Here is a 15,803-nt window from a genome sequence, read left to right on the forward strand (position 1 = left end):
GGTCGCGGGCCGCCCCGCGCCGGCGCAGCGCGGGGGGTGACGGGTCGAGGACCGTCAGCCCGCCCGCGACGGTGTGCGCGCCGGGATCGCGCAGCAGCGCCCGGTCGCCGACGTGCCACGGCAACGGGTGGGTGGTGGTCACCCGCACCAGGTCCTCGCCCAGCGGCCGGATCCGGGCGGGGACCGCGGCCGAGCCGACGTGCAGGGTCGCCTCGCGCGGCGGCGGACCGTCGAGCCGCACGTCGACCACTGCCGACGACGCCCACGCGCCCGGGGTCAGCAGGGCGTGGCCGCGGGCGACGTCACCCGGCGACACCCCGCGCAGGTTGAGAGCGACCCGCGACACCGGAACGGCCTCGGCCAGGTCACGGCCCGCCGTCTGCACCCCGCGCACCGTGACACGGCCGCCGCCCGGCGCGATCTCGAACTCGTCCCCGACCCGCACCGTCCCGGCCCCGAGCGTGCCGGTGACGACGGTTCCCGCGCCCCGGATGCTGAACGCCCGGTCGACCCAGAACCGCACCGGTGCATCGAGCAACGGTCGCGGCAGGCGACCGACCAGGTCGTCGAGCGCCCGCGGCAGGACGTCCATCCCCGCTCCGGTCGCGGCGCTCACCGCGAGGGCCGGGATGCCCGCCAGCGACGTGCCTTCCAGCGCCTCGGCCGCCTGACGGGTCGCCGCGGCCGGGTCCGCGAGATCGCTGCGGGTGACGACCAGCAACCCGTGCGAGACGCCGAGTGCGTCGAGCGCCTCGAGGTGTTCGGCCGACTGCGGCTTCCAGCCCTCGTCGGCGGCGACCACGAGGACGACCGCGGGCACCGGCCCCACCCCGGCCAGCATCGTCGGGACGAACCGTTCGTGCCCCGGGACGTCGACGAACGCGAGCTCCACGCCGGACGGCAGGGTGGTCCAGGCGAATCCCAGGTCGAGCGTCATCCCGCGACGGCGTTCCTCGGCCCAGCGGTCAGGCTCGATGCCGGTGAGCGCACGGACCAAGGTCGACTTGCCGTGGTCGACGTGCCCCGCGGTGGCGACGACAGCCACCGTCAGTCGTCCTCGAGCGCCCGGCCGAGGGCCGCGCCGAGCTCGGCGTCAGCCGCCGGTGACACCGTGCGCAGGTCGAGCACCCCGCGCCCCTCGTGCACCCGCCCGACGACCGGCGGATCACCCCGGCGCAACCGCGCGATGGTCTCCGCCGGCACGGCGACGCCGGCGCTGGGCAGGTCGACCCCGGGGGCGCCCCCGCCGCCGACGGTGGCCGTGGTGTCGACGGCCTCGACGTCCGGGTGTCCGACGGCCGCGGCCAACTCCCGGGCCCGGCGACGCAACGACTCGACCGGTACCGCCAGCATCTCGCGAACCGGGGTCGTGTCCGCGACCACCGTCGCCTGCAGCGCCGCCAACGTCAGCTTGTCGACCCGCAGCGCACGGGCCAGCGGGTGGCGACGCAGCCGTTCGATCACGGCGGCGTCACCGAACAACAGCCCACACTGGGGGCCACCGAGCAGCTTGTCGCCACTGCAGAGGACGACGCTCGCGCCGTCGCGCAGCGCACTGGTGACGTCCGGCTCGTCCGGCAACATCGGATCCCGGTGCAACAGTCCCGAACCGACGTCGACGACCACCGGCACCGGGAGCGCGGCCAGTTCCCGCAGGGGAGCCGCGGCGGTGAACCCGGACACGACGAAGTTCGAGGGGTGCACCTTGAGCGCGAAACCGGTCTGCGGTCCGATCACCGCGGCGTGGTCGGCGACGGTCGTGCGGTTCGTCGTCCCCACCTCACGCAGCACCGCGCCGGTCGAGACCAAGAGGTCGGGAAGGCGGAAACCATCGCCGATCTCGACCATCTCGCCGCGCGAGACCACGATCTCGCGGCCCCCACCGGCCAGCACCGTTGCACACAGCACCAGTGCCGCAGCGGCGTTGTTGACGACGTGGACGTCTCCCGCCGCGGGCACGGCGGCGCGCAGGACGGCGAGAGTGTCGCGGCCCCGCCGCGCCCGCGCCCCGGACTCCAGGCCGAACTCGACGTCGGTGGGTCCCGCGGCCACGGTGAGGGCCTCGATCGCGGCTGAGCCGAGCGGCGCCCGGCCGAGGTTGGTGTGGACCACGACGCCGGTGGCGTTGACGACGGCCGTCATCCCGCCCGGTGCGCGGGGCAGGGCGGCCAGTACGGCCGGCACCAGACCGTCCGGGTCGAGGTCCCCGCGCCGCACGGCGTCCTGCGCCACGCGGACCGCGTCCTTGACGGTGACCGCACCGAGCCGGTCGAGCGCGGGGGCCAGCGCAGGATCGGCCAGGACGGCGTCGGTCCGCGGCACGGCGCGGCGCACGTCGGTCACCCGGCCACAGTAGGCAGGTGCCCCGGGGCGGGTGGCGGAGGCGGACGGGAATCGAACCCGCCAGGCCGGGATGCCCGACCTCGTCGGTGTTGAAGACCGCGGCGCCCACCAGGACGCGTACGCCTCCCCGCGACGGGTCAGCCTACGGTGGGCGGGTGCAACGGTTGACCTCGTACGCCCACGGTGGTGGCTGCGCCTGCAAGATCCCGCCCGGCGAACTCGAAGCCGTCGTGGCCGGCTTCCGGGCCAGTCCCCGCGACCCGGTGGGTGAGCTCTTGGTCGGGCTCGACACCGGCGACGACGCCGCGGCCGTGCGCATCGAGGGCGGTCGGGCCGTCATCGCCACGGCCGACTTCTTCACGCCGGTGGTGGACGACCCCTACGACTGGGGGCAGATCGCCGTCGCCAACGCGCTGTCCGACGTCTACGCCATGGGCGGGACGCCACTGGTGGGCGTCAACCTGCTCGGGTGGCCGCGCGACGTCCTGCCGTTCGACCTGGCGGCCGAGGTGCTGCGCGGCGGGGCGGCCGTCGCGGACGAGGCCGGCTGCTTCGTCGGCGGTGGCCACAGCGTCGACGCCCCCGAACCCCTCTACGGCATGGCGGTCACCGGCATCGCCGACCCCGACCACCTGCTGCGCAACGACCGCGGGGTGGCCGGGCTGCCACTGAGCCTCACCAAGCCGCTCGGCACCGGAGTGCTCAACAACCGTCACAAGGCCACCGGGGACACGTTCCCCCAGGCCGTGGCGACGATGACGGCCCTCAACCGCGACGCCTCGATCGCGGCCCTGGCCGCGGGGATCGTGGCGGCCACCGACGTCACCGGCTTCGGTCTGCTCGGTCACCTGTACAAGCTCGCCCGGGCCTCGGGCGTCGCCGCGGTGGTCGACTCCGCCGCGGTGCCCTACCTCGACGACGTCAGGGAGAGTCTGGCCGCGGGTTTCGTGCCGGGCGGCTCACGCCGCAACCTCGACTGGGTGCGTCCGCACCTGGCGGCCACGGTCGACGACCTGGAGCTCGTCCTGCTGGCGGACGCCCAGACGTCGGGCGGGCTGCTGGTGGCGGGCGAGGTGCCGGGTGGGACGGTCATCGGCGAGTTGGTGCCGGCGACCACCGGCGGCCCGGTCGTCACGGTGCGCTGAAGGCGCGGCTTCGGCGGGTGCGCCTCGCTCGGCGAGGCTGTCGAGACGGGAGCTGCCCCCCGTCCGGGCGGCGAGGAACAGCCACACGCCGAGCATCGGGAACAGCGGAATCAGGATGTACGCCACGGGGGACCTCCGGTTGAGCCCTCCCCTGACCGTCGCCGGTCAGGACAGGACGCAGTGGGACAGCGTTGGGTGGTGCTGGTCTTTCCCCCGTGTGCCGGCTGCGTGAGCGGCCGACAGGGCATGTGGTGTCCACGTCGAGCTGAGGTCTAACGCAAGATCCACATCCGTTTTCGATCTTTCGCGACGCCCCTCCCCAGCCGCCTCGGTGACGGCCCGGGATGTCCGGTTATCGCCGTGTTCGCGGGGCCCGGTGTCGTCGTCCGCGGAAGAAGCGTGCACGGAAACGCCCACGCGACCGAGAGGTCTCAGCAGATGCCGCTTCGCGCCAGGTGGAGTGACACGACGACGTTCGGCAGATCGACGATCTCGCTGATGTGCAGGTCGGCCGCGACGCTGAGCAGCAGGTAGGCGTCGACAGCGGACAGACCGGTCCGGGCGACGACCAGGTCGAGCGCGGAACGGGTCGCGTCGCGGGCCGCCTCCCACAGGTCGGGGCCGACCCCGGTGGCGATCAGGTGGGGCCCGACGCGCGCGGTGCGGCCGTCGGTCTCGAGGACGGCCGCGGGCGGCGCGGCTCCCTTCTCGACCGAGATCCGCACGGTGACGACCGAGCCGGTCTCGACGCCCGTGCCGCACACCTCGCCGTCGCCCATCGCGGCGTGGGTGTCACCGATCGACAGCAGACCGCCGGCGACGGCGACCGGCAGCCGCAACCGGGTCCCCACGGCGACGTCACGGATGTCGAGGTTCCCGCCGTGGCGGTGGGGCGGGACCATCGGCAGGGCGCCGGGTTCGGCCGCGGGCATCCCGATCGTGCCGATCATCGGGACGGACGGGATCTCGATGCCGCCGAACAGCCGGACCACTCCCCCGGCGATCTGCGAGAACGCGAGGTGCGGCTCGGGGAAGTCCGGGGCGAGCAACCCGAAGCCCGGGATGTTCGCGGTCCACCCCCAGTCGTCCACGGCGATGTCGAGGACATCGACCACCAACGCGTCGCCCGGCTCGGCACCGGTGACGAAGACCGGGCCCGTGACGGGGTTGACCAGGCCGAAGTCCATCCCGACGACGTCCTCGGTGGTCGACCCCGGCGCGATCTGCCCGCCGGAGGCGTTCTGGATCTCGAGTTCGACGGTGTCGCCCGGCTCGATCGTCAGGACCGGCTCGATCGTGTTGTCCCAGACGTTGTGGAAGGACGTGCTCGGGATGCGCATGGATCTTTCTTACCGGGCGTCGGCGCTCGCGCGGCCTTCCCGCTCGAGCCGCTCACGCTGCGGCACGACGACGAAGCGTGGGTCCTCGGCCGACTGCACGCCGGCCTGGAAGATGCCGAAACGGGTGAGCGCCGAACCCGCGAGCCCGAGCAGGCCCGACAGTCGCCCGAGCAGCGGGACCCACCGACCGAGGGCGGCGCTCACGACCGCACCGGCGGTCGCGGCCTTGGCCGCCGTCATCAACCGTCCGGCCTCGCCCTCTTCGAAGGCCTCGGCGACGATGCCCATACGTCGCTGCATGACCTGCTCGGCGGCCAGTTCGACCAGGCCGCCGGCCATGACCATGCGGTGCGCGGCGTCGACGTCGTCCGTTGCACCGAACAACGCTCCCAACGAACCGCCGGCCATGATGGCGCTGCCCGCGAAGACGAACGGCAGTTCGCGGTGGGGTTCGTGCCACGCGGGAACAGCGGTGTCGGCGATGAGCACCGCGGTGTACGTCGCCACCCCGGGCGCGACACCGGCGGCGGCGAAGCCGGCGGCGCGGGTGAGCGGCGGCAGCAGTGACGCCCGCGACCCGAGGACGCGGCTGACGGCGGGCAGGCCGCCGGCGACGTCGGCCGCCGCGGCCGGGAAGGCGAAGGCGGAGAACGCCGAGATGATGTAGGTGCCGACCGACATCGGCGAGGTCGGCTTGAACACCCGCAGCATGTTGGTGAACCGCTCGGGTCGACCCAGGTCGTGGATGAGGCCGACGAACGAGACGCTCATCCCGCCGACGGCACCCAGACGCCCGATGCGCACGAGGGATTCGCGTCCGGTCGCATCACCGAGCGCGGCCATCAGCGAACTGCCCGCCGCGAGCCCACCGGCGAACAGGTAGCCCGCGATGTCGAGGCGTTCCCAGGTCGGCGACTTGAGGATCTGCCGGCCGTAGTAGCTGCGGAAGTCCGCCTCGGGAACCATCAGCGTCTCGGCGCCGCCCCGCTTGCGGCGACGGCGCTGGTCGGAGCGGCCGGGTGTCTGCTGGGCGTACCCGGTCACCTCGGCCTCGCCGCTGGGACCACCGCCGTTCGGGCCGGCGCCGTTCGGCCCGCTCACCGGCGCCGCCCGGCGAACGCCGAGACCGCGAGCCCCACGAACGCACCGGCGGCGAGCGCCGCGTGCTTCCACATCGACGGCAGGTCACGCGTCGTCACCACCGGGTCCGGCGGGAACCCGTACACCTCGGGATCGTCGAGCAGCAGGAAGAACGCGCCGTCGCCACCGACACCGTCGTCGGGATCGTGCCCGTAGAGCTGGGCCTTGGTCTCGCCCTGGTCCTGCAGGGTCGCGAGACGGGCATCGGCGCGGGCACGCAACTCGTCGAGGTCACCGAACTGGATCGACTCGGTCGGGCAGGCCTTCGCGCACGCCGGGGTCTGGTCGGCGCCGAGGCGGTCGTAGCAGAGCGTGCACTTGAAGACCCGACCATCGTCCTTGCGCTGGTCGATGACCCCGTACGGGCACGCAGAAACGCAGTAGCCGCAGCCGTTGCACACGTCCTGCTGCACGACCACGGTGCCGAACTCGGTGCGGAACAACGCGCCGGTCGGGCACACGTCGAGGCAGGCCGCGTGGGTGCAGTGCTTGCAGACGTCGGAGCTCATCAGCCAGCGGATGCCCGGCTTCTCGTCGTCGTCCTCGACGCCCTGCTCGGGCATCATCGCGTTCGGCGGCGGTCCGAGCGTCGGCATCCCCATGGACACCGGCGCGGTGGTCGCGGCGGGAGTGGCCTGCTCGATGAACGCCACGTGACGCCAGGTCGAGGCGCCGAGCGCGATGGTGTTGTCGTAGGACATCCCGGTCAGCGAGATGCCGTCCTCGGGCACCTCGTTCCACTCCTTGCAGGCCACCTCGCAGGCCTTGCAGCCGATGCACACCGAGGTGTCGGTGAAGAACCCTTTGCGGGGCGGGTGATCCGGCGCGTAGCCGGCGTCGGCGGAGACGTCGGCCATGGGTCCGGACAGCCGGTTGCGCGGGTCGAGACTCGTCACTCGTCACCACCTCCTGCTCGTGCGTCGGTCTCCGGATCCCCACCGGGGGTGTGGTCCGCTTCGGCGGTGCTGTCCTGCGGACCGCGCGGGTGCTCGACGGTCTCGAGTCCGGCCATCGCACGGTAGCGCCTGACGTGCTCGAGGACGGCCGGACCGCGCGGACGTCGGCCCGGCCGGATGTCGCACGTCCCGACCTTGTCCTGGATGTGGACGTTGGGGTCCATGACGATGCCGACCAGGTCGTTCTGGGCGTCACCGGTCGACAACCCGTTCTTCCCCCAGTGCCACGGCAGGCCGACCTGGTGCACGGTGGTCGGCCCGACCCGCAGCGGGCGCACCCGGTCGGTGACCAGCACCCGAGCCTCGATGACCCCACGGGCGGTGGTGATGGTGGCCCACCCGAGGTTCTCCAGCCCACGGATCTTCGCCAGCGTCGGGGAGATCTCGCAGAACATCTCAGGCTGCAACTCGGCGAGGTACGGCAGCGTCCGGCTCATGCCGCCGGCCGTGTGGTGCTCGGTGAGCCGGTAGGACGTGAACACGAACGGGAAGACGTCGGACTGGCTCGGGTTGACCTGGTTGTCGAGGTGCCCGCCCTGCAGGAACTCCCGCGCCGGGTTGGCCTGCTGCTCCGGGTACAGCGCGTTCACCACCGGCGACTCGAACGGCTCGTAGTGGGTCGGCAGCGGGCCGTCGGCGAGCCCGGCCGGCGCGAACAGCCAACCTTTCCCGTCGGTCTGCAGGATGAACGGGTCGTCACCGTTGATCCCGGCCGGACCGGTCGCCCCCTCGGGCGCGCGGTAGCTCGGCGGTTTGGTGGCCTCGAAGTCGGCGATGTCGTGCCCGACCCACTTGCCCTGCTCCTCGTCCCACCAGACGTACGCCTTGCGCTCGCTCCACGGCTTGCCCTCGGGGTCGGCCGAGGCGCGGTTGTAGATGATGCGGCGGTTGCTCGGCCACGCCCAGCCCCATTCCGGTGCCACCCAGCTCTGCTCCGACCCTGGCTTGCGCCGAGCCGACTGGTTGACCTCGTCGGCGAACACGCCGCAGTAGATCCAGCAGCCCGAACGGGTCGAGCCGTCGTCCTTCAACTGGGTGTAGCTCGACAGCGCCTTCCCGTCGGGGCCGGTGCCGTTGATCTCGCGCAGCACCTTCTCACCGTCCGGCTCGATGGTGCCGTCGGCTGCGCGTTCGTCGCCGGCGTAGTCCCAGGTGATCGCCTGCAGACCACGGTCGCGCGGGTCGGTCGAGTCCTTGACCCGCTCCTTGAGCTTGTTGCCCAGGTGCCAGTAGAACCAGAGATCGCTGCGGGAGTCGCCCGGCGGCTCGACCGCCTTGTGCCGCCACTGCAACAGTCGCTGGGTGTTGGTGAACGTCCCGGCCTTCTCGACGTGACTCGCGGCGGGGAGGAAGAAGACCTCGGTCTGGATCTCCTCGGTCTTGAGCTCCCCGGTCTCGATCTCCGGGCCGTCCTTCCAGAACGTCGCCGACTCGATCATCTGCAGGTCGCGCACGACCAGCCAGTCGAGGTTGGCCATGCCCATGCGGTGGAGCTTGGCGTTGGCCGAACCGACCGCAGGGTTCTCACCCACGAGGAAGTAGCCGCCGGTCTTGCCCTGGATCTGGTTCATCACCGTCGTGTACGTGCCGTGGTCGCCGCTGATCTTGGGGATGAGCCCGAAGCCGAAGTCGTTGTCCTCGGTGGCGGCGTCCTCGTACCAGGCCTTGAGCAGGGAGACCATGTACGAGCGCATGTTGCCCCAGAAGCCGGTCTTCCCGGCGTCCGCGGCCACGAACTCGTCAAGGGTCTGGTGACGGTGCACCGACGGCATCGGGATGTAGCCCGGCAGGATGTGGAACAGGGTCGGGATGTCGGTCGAGCCCTGAATCGACGCGTGACCGCGCAGGGCCATGATGCCGCCGCCCGGTCGGCCGATGTTGCCCAGGAGCAACTGCAGGATCGCCGACGTCCGGATCATCTGCGACCCGACGCTGTGGTGGGTCCACCCCACGGCGTAGCAGATCGCCGACGTGCGCTCACGGCCGCTGTTGCGCGCCATGGTCTCGGCGACCTGGACGACCTGCTCCGGCGTCACACCGGTGATCTCGCTGACCATCTCAGGCGTGTAGCGCGCGAAGTGACGCTTGAGCACCTGCCACACGCAGCGCGGGTGTTGCAGGGTCTCGTCGCGGTGCGGCCGCGGCGGGGCCTTCGACGACCGACCCTGCTCCCCCGGGACGCCCTTGCCGAGCTCGTTGCCGAGCGTGCCCGGCTGCTCGGGCACGCCGCTACCGGCGGGCGCCTGCTCGAAGGCGTTCTCGTACTGCCAGGTGGTGGCGTCGTACTTCTTGGTCTCGGGGTCCCACCCCGAGAAGATGCCGTCGAGGTCCTCGGTGTCGGCGAAGTCCTCCCGCAGGATGTGCGACGCGTTCGTGTACGCGACGACGTAGTCCCGGAAGTCCAGGTCGTTCTCGAGGATGTGGTGCACGAGCCCGCCGAGGAACGCGATGTCGGTGCCGGCACGGATGGGCACGTGGACGTCGCTCACGGCGCTGGTCCGGGTGAACCGGGGGTCGACGTGGATGATCGTCGCGCCGCGCTTCTTGGCCTCCATGACCCACTGGAAACCGACCGGGTGGGCCTCGGCCATGTTGCTGCCCTCGATGAGGATGCAGTCAGCGTTGGCCAGGTCCTGCTGGAAGCTCGTGGCACCGCCACGACCGAGCGTGGTCCCCAGACCGGGAACCGTGGAACTGTGTCAAATACGGGCTTGGTTCTCGACCTGCACCGCGCCCATCGCGGTGTAGATCTTCTTCATGATGTAGTTCTCTTCGTTGTCCAGCGTGGCGCCACCGAGGCTCGCGATGCCCAGCGTGCGGTTGAGCGGCCGCCCGTGCTCGTCGGTGTCCTGCCAGTACTTCTTCCGCGACGCCATCACGCGGTCGGCGATCATGTCCATCGCCGTCGCCAGGTCGAGGTCCTCCCACTCGGTGCCGCCGGGGCGCCGGTACCGGACCGTGGTCACGCGGGTGTCGCTGGTGACCAGCTGCTTGCTGGCGCTGCCCTTCGGGCACAACCGGCCGCGGCTGACCGGGGAGTCGGGGTCGCCCTCGATCTGGACGATCTGCTCGTCCTTGACGTAGACGTTCTGGCCGCAGCCCACCGCGCAGTACGGGCAGACGGACTTGACGACGCGGTCGGCCGTGGTGGTCCGGGCCTGCAGGTTCTGGGTGGTGGGGCTGCTCGCCGCGGCGCCGCGCGCCAACCGGTCCGGCCCCGTGATCTGGCGCAGTACCGGCCACGAGCCGATGAACTCCTTCGCGCCCACGGCTACATCAAACCCCTCGTCCGGTGGAGACGTCGAGGGGGCTCGCCGTTCGGACGTCCCCCGACCGCCACATCACGGCCAGCGTGCCCAACATGAGCACGCACACCACACTCGTCGCGACGAACGGGGCAGCCGGTCGCACGGCGAACAGCGCGCCACCCGCGGCGGCCGCAACCGCGGTCGCGGCGGTCTGGCTCGCGGTGAACAGCCCCTGCGCCCGCCCGACCGCGGCGGTCGGCACGCTGTCGGCGAGCAGGGCTTGCGCCGCGGGGAACGCGATGGCCGTCCCGACGGCCTCGAGCACCCCCAGGCCGATGACCACGGCGAGCGACCCGATGAACGGGTAGACGCCGACCAGCACGACGGTCGTCGCCAGGCTGACACTGGTGAGGCGGGCGCGGTCGAACCGGTCGGCGAGATGGCCGGCGAGCGGCGTGCACACCACGAACGGCACGCAGAACAACGTCCACGACAACCCGATCGCCCAGGTGGAGGCTCCGCGGGCGTCGAGCAGCAGGGTCCAGCACGTCTCGTAGACGCCGGCGGTCAGCCCGGCGATGCCCGCGACCAGCAGCAGGCCCAGCAGCAGCCGCTTGCGCGCCGGGTCGGCGAGGAGACGTTCGGCGACGACCCCCACCGCGTGCGCCGCCGCCACGGGTGCCCGCCGCGCGGGGACGATGCCGGCCACGGCGACGGCCGCGAGCACCGAGGCGACGGCGGACACCAGGAACAACGTGCCGAGGTGGTCGGTGCCGGCGATCGCGCCGAGCAGCGGCCCGACCGCGAGCCCGCCGATGTCGCCGGCGTAGACCCGGGCGAACGCCTTGCCCTTGACCTCGCCGGGCACGTGCCGTCCGATCGCCGCCAGCGCGGCCACGGTCACCGCCCCGGACCCGACGCCCTGCACGAACCGGGCGCCGACACACGCCCACGGCGAGACCGGGAGCAGGAACGCCAGGCTCGCGACGGCGTAGACCAGCAGCCCGGCCACCAGGACCGGTCGCTCGCCGACCCGGTCGGTCAGCCGTCCGAAGGGGTACTGGAAGAGCACACCGGCGACGAAGAAGGCCGACATCGCGACGCCGACCAGCGCCGGCCCCGCCCCCTTCTGCTCGAGGAACACCGGCAACGTGGGCAGCACCGCCCCCGCCCCGACCCACTGCAGGAACACGGCGAACGTCAGCCCGTTGACCAGCGCCGCGGGCCAGGCCGTGGTGGGGCGGGTGGTCACGGGAGGTCATGCTCGCACCGCGCCGGTGGAGCGCCCGACCCGCCCTGGTACCGTCATCGGTCGGTCCGGCTACCTGCGATCCAGGTACCTGGCCACCCGCGCCGCTAGCTCAATTGGCAGAGCAGCTGACTCTTAATCAGCGGGTTGGGGGTTCGATTCCCTCGCGGCGCACCAGCACGACCGACGGACGGACGCAGCCTCCCAGAGGCTCGCACGCGCCCATACTGGTTCAGCGGAACGCCGGCGCTCAGAACCCGCTCGCCACGATGTGGCCGTTGGTGGCCCCACCGCAGCCGGACGTCCGCTGCCAGACGTCCACGTCGGCGCGGCCGGCGTAGCTGAACACCCAGACGGTCGCCCGGCCGTCGTCCATCGGGCAGTTGCGCGGTCCGGAACCGCGACTGCCCAGCGGGATGCGCGAGAGCTCCGTGGCCGCGGACGCCGCCTGCGACGCGTCCAGCGCCGACGTCTGGCTGAGGGCGGAGGGCGGCGAACCGTTCCCGCCGTCGTAGCTGCAGCGGAGGCCGCCCGTCGGTGCGGCGGTCGGCAGCAGGCGGTCGTCGAGGTCGGGGGCATCCAGGTTGACGACGTCGAGGAAACCCCTGTCCGAGACGGGGCATCCGTCGGCCACCGACACGCGCAACGCCGGGCCGCCCGCGGTGTCCCGCACCGGTGTCGGGTCGACCCACTGCGCGATGCCGTCGATGCGCAGCGCGGTGGTCGAGCCGTCGGCCGCCAGACTGATGTCCAGGGTGGCCGTGCCCCAGTCGGGTGGCGGACCGGGCGGCGCGTAGGCGAAGCCGGACGTGGTGGGCCCCGAGAGCGACCCGGTGCTGCCGGTGCCGTTCGCGAGGAGCCCGCCCTGCGGGTGCGCGTCGAACCAGGCCGTCGCCTCGGACATCGTCATCGGCACGGACGCGTAGCGCACGGTGTCGATCAGCTGGGTGCTCAGGGGGATGCCTGTCACGGGGCCGCTCAGCCCCTCGGGCGGCCGGTCGACGGCGACCGCGCCGGGCGGCAGCACCGCTCCGGTCGCCAACCGGTCGGCCGCGGCCTGAGCCGCGGCCCGGTTGCCGGCCGCCGTCGGAGCAGCGGACGTCGCGGCGGCCCGCGCCGTCGGCGTGGACACAGGGGCCGACGCACATCCCGCGAGGGCCGCGGGAACCAGGACGACGGCGACGAGCGCCATCGACCAGCACCGGACCCGTGGCCACCCACCCGTCATGCACGTCTCCCTCGTCTCCACCGTGCAGATCCGGTGGGAGGCGACAGCGGTTCCACGGCACGAGCGACCCGTTGCGGTTTAGGCTGCGGTCGCGCCGGATCCGCGACCCGTGACGGGATCCGGCCACCGTCGAAGGGGCGCCCCGCGATGACGTCGGCCCGGACCACCAGCTACGGGTCCCTCGCCGCGACCCTGCGCGAGGCGATCCTGACGGGCGACTACGGCGACGACGACCGCCTGCCCACCGAGGCCGAACTGGCCGCGAGCCGCGGGGTGAGCCGGCAGACCGTCCGCCGCGCGATGCAGGAACTGGTCAACGAGGGGCTGGTCTACCGGGTCGCCGGTCGGGGCACCTACCCGGTCAGCCGCTCCGACCGGTACCTGCGCCACCTCGGTTCGGTCGAGGACCTCATGAGCCTCTCGCTCGACACCGACTGTGTCATCGTGCGCCCGTTGCAGAGGCGGGTCGACGCCGCGGCCGCGAGCCGACTGCGGGTGCCGGGCGACAGCGTGCACAGCGTGTCGTTCATCCGTCGGCACGGGTCGGTCCCGTTCTGCCACACCGACGTCGCGCTGCCCAGCGACGTCGGCGAACAGCTCGAGGGCAACGCCGCGTTGAGGACGGCGGGCGCCGTCAGCCGGGTGACCGTCATCGGGCTGGTCGACACGCTGGCCGACCGCCCGATCCGTGACGCCGAGCAGAGCGTCACGGCGACGACCCTTCCCGCGGAGCTCGCCGCGCACCTCGTGCCCCCGCCCGGGACGGCCGTGCTGCGGATCGACCGGTTGTACTTCGACCCGCGCGACCAGCCGGTCGAGCTCGCCGTCAGTCACTTCGATCCCGATCACTACTCGTACCGGGTACGGCTGCGACGCCATCCGCGGTGAACCGCGACGACATCGGATCCTCTTCACCGGCGGATGGTTGACATGACCCGGCGACAGGAGCAAGGTCCGAGCCACGGCTGATTTGGCCGTACAAAGTGCCGACGGCGACGTGGGTGTCCGTGACCCCGCGTGGTGTCGCACCGTGCCAACGGAGGCCACGATGAGCACAGCGAACTCGGTCAGCATCATCCCGTGCGGCGCGATGACCGCCGATCTCACCTGGCTGCTCCTCGCGCCCGGCAAGTCGATCCAGACCCGACAGATGCGGGGCCAACCCTCGGTGTGGACGGACGTCCCGTCGCACTGCGTCCTGGTCGACACCCCCGACGGCAAGCTGCTCTGGGACACCAGCTGTCCACGCGACTGGGAGGAGCGCTGGGAGCCGACCGGGCTGCAGGACTTCTTCCCGTACGACAAGGTCAGCGAGGAGGAGTACCTCGACTCGCGGCTGAAGGCACTCGGGGTCGGTCCCGGGGAGATCGACTACGTCGTGCTCTCGCACCTGCACTTCGACCACGCCGGCAACGTGAAGCTGTTCCAGAACACCAACGCCAAGCTGGTCTGCTCGAAGCCCGAGAAGGACTACGCGTTCAACTTCGACGGCCCCTTCGCCGGAGCGCACCTCAAGGCCGACTACGAGGGCCTGGAGTTCGAGACCGTCGACGGCGACGTCGCCTTCCTGCCCGGCGTCAGCTTCATCCAGACCCCTGGCCACACCATCGGCAGCATGTCGATGAAGGTCGACCTCGCCGACTCCGGCACGATGATCTTCACGTCCGACGCCGTGTACATGGGCGACAGCTACGGCCCGCCGGCCGTGCCCGCGTCGATCGTCAACAACCTCGAGAGCTGGTTCAGCTCGGTCGAGAAGCTCCGCAAGATCGGCGAGGAGAGCAACGCCACCATGGTGTTCGGCCACGATCCCGAACAGATCACCAAGCTCCGCACGGCTCCGGACGGGGTGTACCGGTGACCGAAGGCGTGAACCTGACCGAGGAGACCATCTTCACGTGGGGCGCGCCCCCGCTGAAGTTCGGCGCCGGCGCGGTCGACGAGGTCGGCTTCGAGATGGCGCAGTTCGGCGCCAAGCGGGTCCTGATCCTCACCGACCCCAAGATCATGGCGAGCGGGATCCCCCACCGCATCGCGGATCTGCTGCAGCAGCGCGGGATCACCTCGGAGATCTTCGACGGCTGCCACGTCGAGCCGACCGACGACTCCATGGACAAGGCGGCCGGGTACGCCCGCGAGGCCGGCCCCTGGGACGGCTACATCGCCGTCGGCGGCGGTTCCTCGATCGACACCGCCAAGGCCGTCAACCTCATCATCACCGACGGCGGCGAGTTGATGGACTACATCAACAAGCCGATCGGGCAGGCCAAGGCGCCGTCCGGTCAACTCAAGCCGCTCATCGCCATCCCGACCACCGCGGGCACCGGCTCCGAGAGCACCGCGATGTGCGTGCTCGACGTGCTGTCGATGAAGGTCAAGACCGGCATCAGCCACTGGCGGCTGCGCCCGACGCTCGCGATCATCGACCCGCTGCTGACGTTGTCGCTGCCGGCCGAGGTCACCGCGGCGTCCGGCATGGACATCGTGTGCCACGCGCTCGAGTCCTACACGGCGCGCTGGTACGAGACCTTCGACCGCAAGACCCCGGAACAGCGGGTCACGTACTGCGGCTCGAACCCGGTGTCGGACCTGTGGTGCGAGAAGGCGTTGGCGCTGATCGCGTCGTCGTTCCGGCGCGCCGTCAGCCACGGCGACGACCTCAAGGCCCGTAGCGACATGATGATGGCGGCGACGTTCGCCGGCATGGGCTTCGGCAACTCCGGGGTGCACATCCCGCACGCGAACGCCTACCCCATCGCGGGCATGGTGAAGGACTACCACCCCGCGGGCTACCCGAGCGACGAAGCGATGGTGCCGCACGGGCAGTCGGTCTCCCTCACCGCGCCCGAGGCGTTCCGGTTCAGCTTCGAGAGCGCACCCGAACGGCACCTGCGGGCCGCCGCGATGCTGGACCCGAACCACGAGAAGGTGAGCAAGGAGTCCGAGCAGCTCCCCAGCGCGCTGACCGCCCTCATGCGCGACATCGACATCCCCAACGGCATCGGGGCGGTCGGCTACACCGAGGCCGACATCCCCGACCTGGTGCCCGGCACGATGAAGCAGCAGCGCCTGCTCGCCACCTGCCCGCGCACGCCGGACGAGGACGACATCGCGCGGATCTTCGCGGGTTCGATCGAGAACTGGTGACGCCCTG

General features: G+C 71.7%; 12 protein-coding genes and 2 tRNA genes. 5 read left to right on the forward strand and 9 right to left on the reverse strand.

From position 1 onward, the window contains the following. From selB to ACXR2U_RS03460, 3 genes are all read right to left on the reverse strand, one after another. Positions 1-1,045, reverse strand: a 1,045-nt coding sequence (gene selB, locus ACXR2U_RS03450; protein WP_458823530.1) for a selenocysteine-specific translation elongation factor, incomplete at its 3' end; no start/stop codon positions are given. A 2-nt stretch (positions 1,046-1,047) separates the two neighbouring features. Next, the gene (selA, locus tag ACXR2U_RS03455; RefSeq protein WP_458823531.1) at positions 1,048-2,343 is read right to left on the reverse strand and encodes an L-seryl-tRNA(Sec) selenium transferase; all 1,296 of its coding nucleotides are present in this window, start codon (positions 2,341-2,343) and stop codon (positions 1,048-1,050) included. Positions 2,344-2,375: 32 nt separating this feature from the next. Next, positions 2,376-2,470: transfer RNA gene (locus tag ACXR2U_RS03460), tRNA-Sec, on the reverse strand. A gap of 28 nt (positions 2,471-2,498) precedes the next feature. Between ACXR2U_RS03460 and selD the strand changes: the two genes are divergently transcribed. Beyond that, entirely contained in the window at positions 2,499-3,488 is a 990-nt protein-coding gene (gene selD, locus ACXR2U_RS03465) for a selenide, water dikinase SelD (protein ID WP_458823532.1), read from the forward strand. Between the two features lie 431 nt (positions 3,489-3,919). Here the strand turns inward: selD and ACXR2U_RS03470 are convergent, their stop codons facing one another. From ACXR2U_RS03470 to ACXR2U_RS03490, 5 genes are read right to left on the reverse strand one after another with little or no spacing between them, the layout of a single operon-like run. Further along, positions 3,920-4,828, reverse strand: a complete 909-nt coding sequence (locus tag ACXR2U_RS03470) for an acetamidase/formamidase family protein (RefSeq protein WP_458823533.1) — start codon at positions 4,826-4,828, stop codon at positions 3,920-3,922. A 9-nt stretch (positions 4,829-4,837) separates the two neighbouring features. Further along, positions 4,838-5,929 (reverse strand): NrfD/PsrC family molybdoenzyme membrane anchor subunit, encoded by a 1,092-nt coding sequence (nrfD, locus tag ACXR2U_RS03475; RefSeq protein WP_458823534.1) that lies wholly within the window; start codon positions 5,927-5,929, stop codon positions 4,838-4,840. Beyond that, a complete protein-coding gene (locus ACXR2U_RS03480; protein ID WP_458823667.1) occupies positions 5,926-6,825 on the reverse strand; it encodes a 4Fe-4S dicluster domain-containing protein in 900 nt (299 codons plus the stop codon). The genes nrfD and ACXR2U_RS03480 overlap by 4 nt, the downstream gene beginning before the upstream one ends. A 35-nt stretch (positions 6,826-6,860) precedes the next feature. Then, complete coding sequence (gene fdh, locus ACXR2U_RS03485) at positions 6,861-10,193, reverse strand: formate dehydrogenase (RefSeq protein ID WP_458823535.1); 3,333 nt, start codon at positions 10,191-10,193, stop codon at positions 6,861-6,863. 7 nt (positions 10,194-10,200) lie between these two features. Beyond that, entirely contained in the window at positions 10,201-11,424 is a 1,224-nt protein-coding gene (locus ACXR2U_RS03490; RefSeq protein WP_458823536.1) for an MFS transporter, read from the reverse strand. Between the two features lie 98 nt (positions 11,425-11,522). Here ACXR2U_RS03490 and ACXR2U_RS03495 point away from each other — a divergent pair. Further along, positions 11,523-11,598 (forward strand) — tRNA-Lys (locus ACXR2U_RS03495). Positions 11,599-11,671: 73 nt separating this feature from the next. On the opposite strand, the gene ACXR2U_RS03500 is transcribed toward ACXR2U_RS03495, so the two are convergent. Then, a complete protein-coding gene (locus ACXR2U_RS03500; protein ID WP_458823537.1) occupies positions 11,672-12,613 on the reverse strand; it encodes a hypothetical protein in 942 nt (313 codons plus the stop codon). 183 nt (positions 12,614-12,796) lie between these two features. On the opposite strand from ACXR2U_RS03500, the gene ACXR2U_RS03505 reads away from it, so the two are divergent. The 3 genes from ACXR2U_RS03505 to ACXR2U_RS03515 all read left to right on the forward strand — a co-directional run bounded on the left by ACXR2U_RS03505 (position 12,797) and on the right by ACXR2U_RS03515 (position 15,796). Next, positions 12,797-13,537 (forward strand): GntR family transcriptional regulator, encoded by a 741-nt coding sequence (locus ACXR2U_RS03505; protein WP_458823538.1) that lies wholly within the window; start codon positions 12,797-12,799, stop codon positions 13,535-13,537. Between the two features lie 160 nt (positions 13,538-13,697). Beyond that, entirely contained in the window at positions 13,698-14,510 is an 813-nt protein-coding gene (locus tag ACXR2U_RS03510) for an N-acyl homoserine lactonase family protein (RefSeq protein ID WP_458823539.1), read from the forward strand. Next, a complete protein-coding gene (locus ACXR2U_RS03515; RefSeq protein ID WP_458823540.1) occupies positions 14,507-15,796 on the forward strand; it encodes a hydroxyacid-oxoacid transhydrogenase in 1,290 nt (429 codons plus the stop codon). Before ACXR2U_RS03510 ends, ACXR2U_RS03515 begins: the two co-directional genes overlap by 4 nt. Positions 15,797-15,803 lie beyond the last annotated feature (7 nt).

The organism is Jatrophihabitans sp. YIM 134969 (assembly GCF_054456675.1).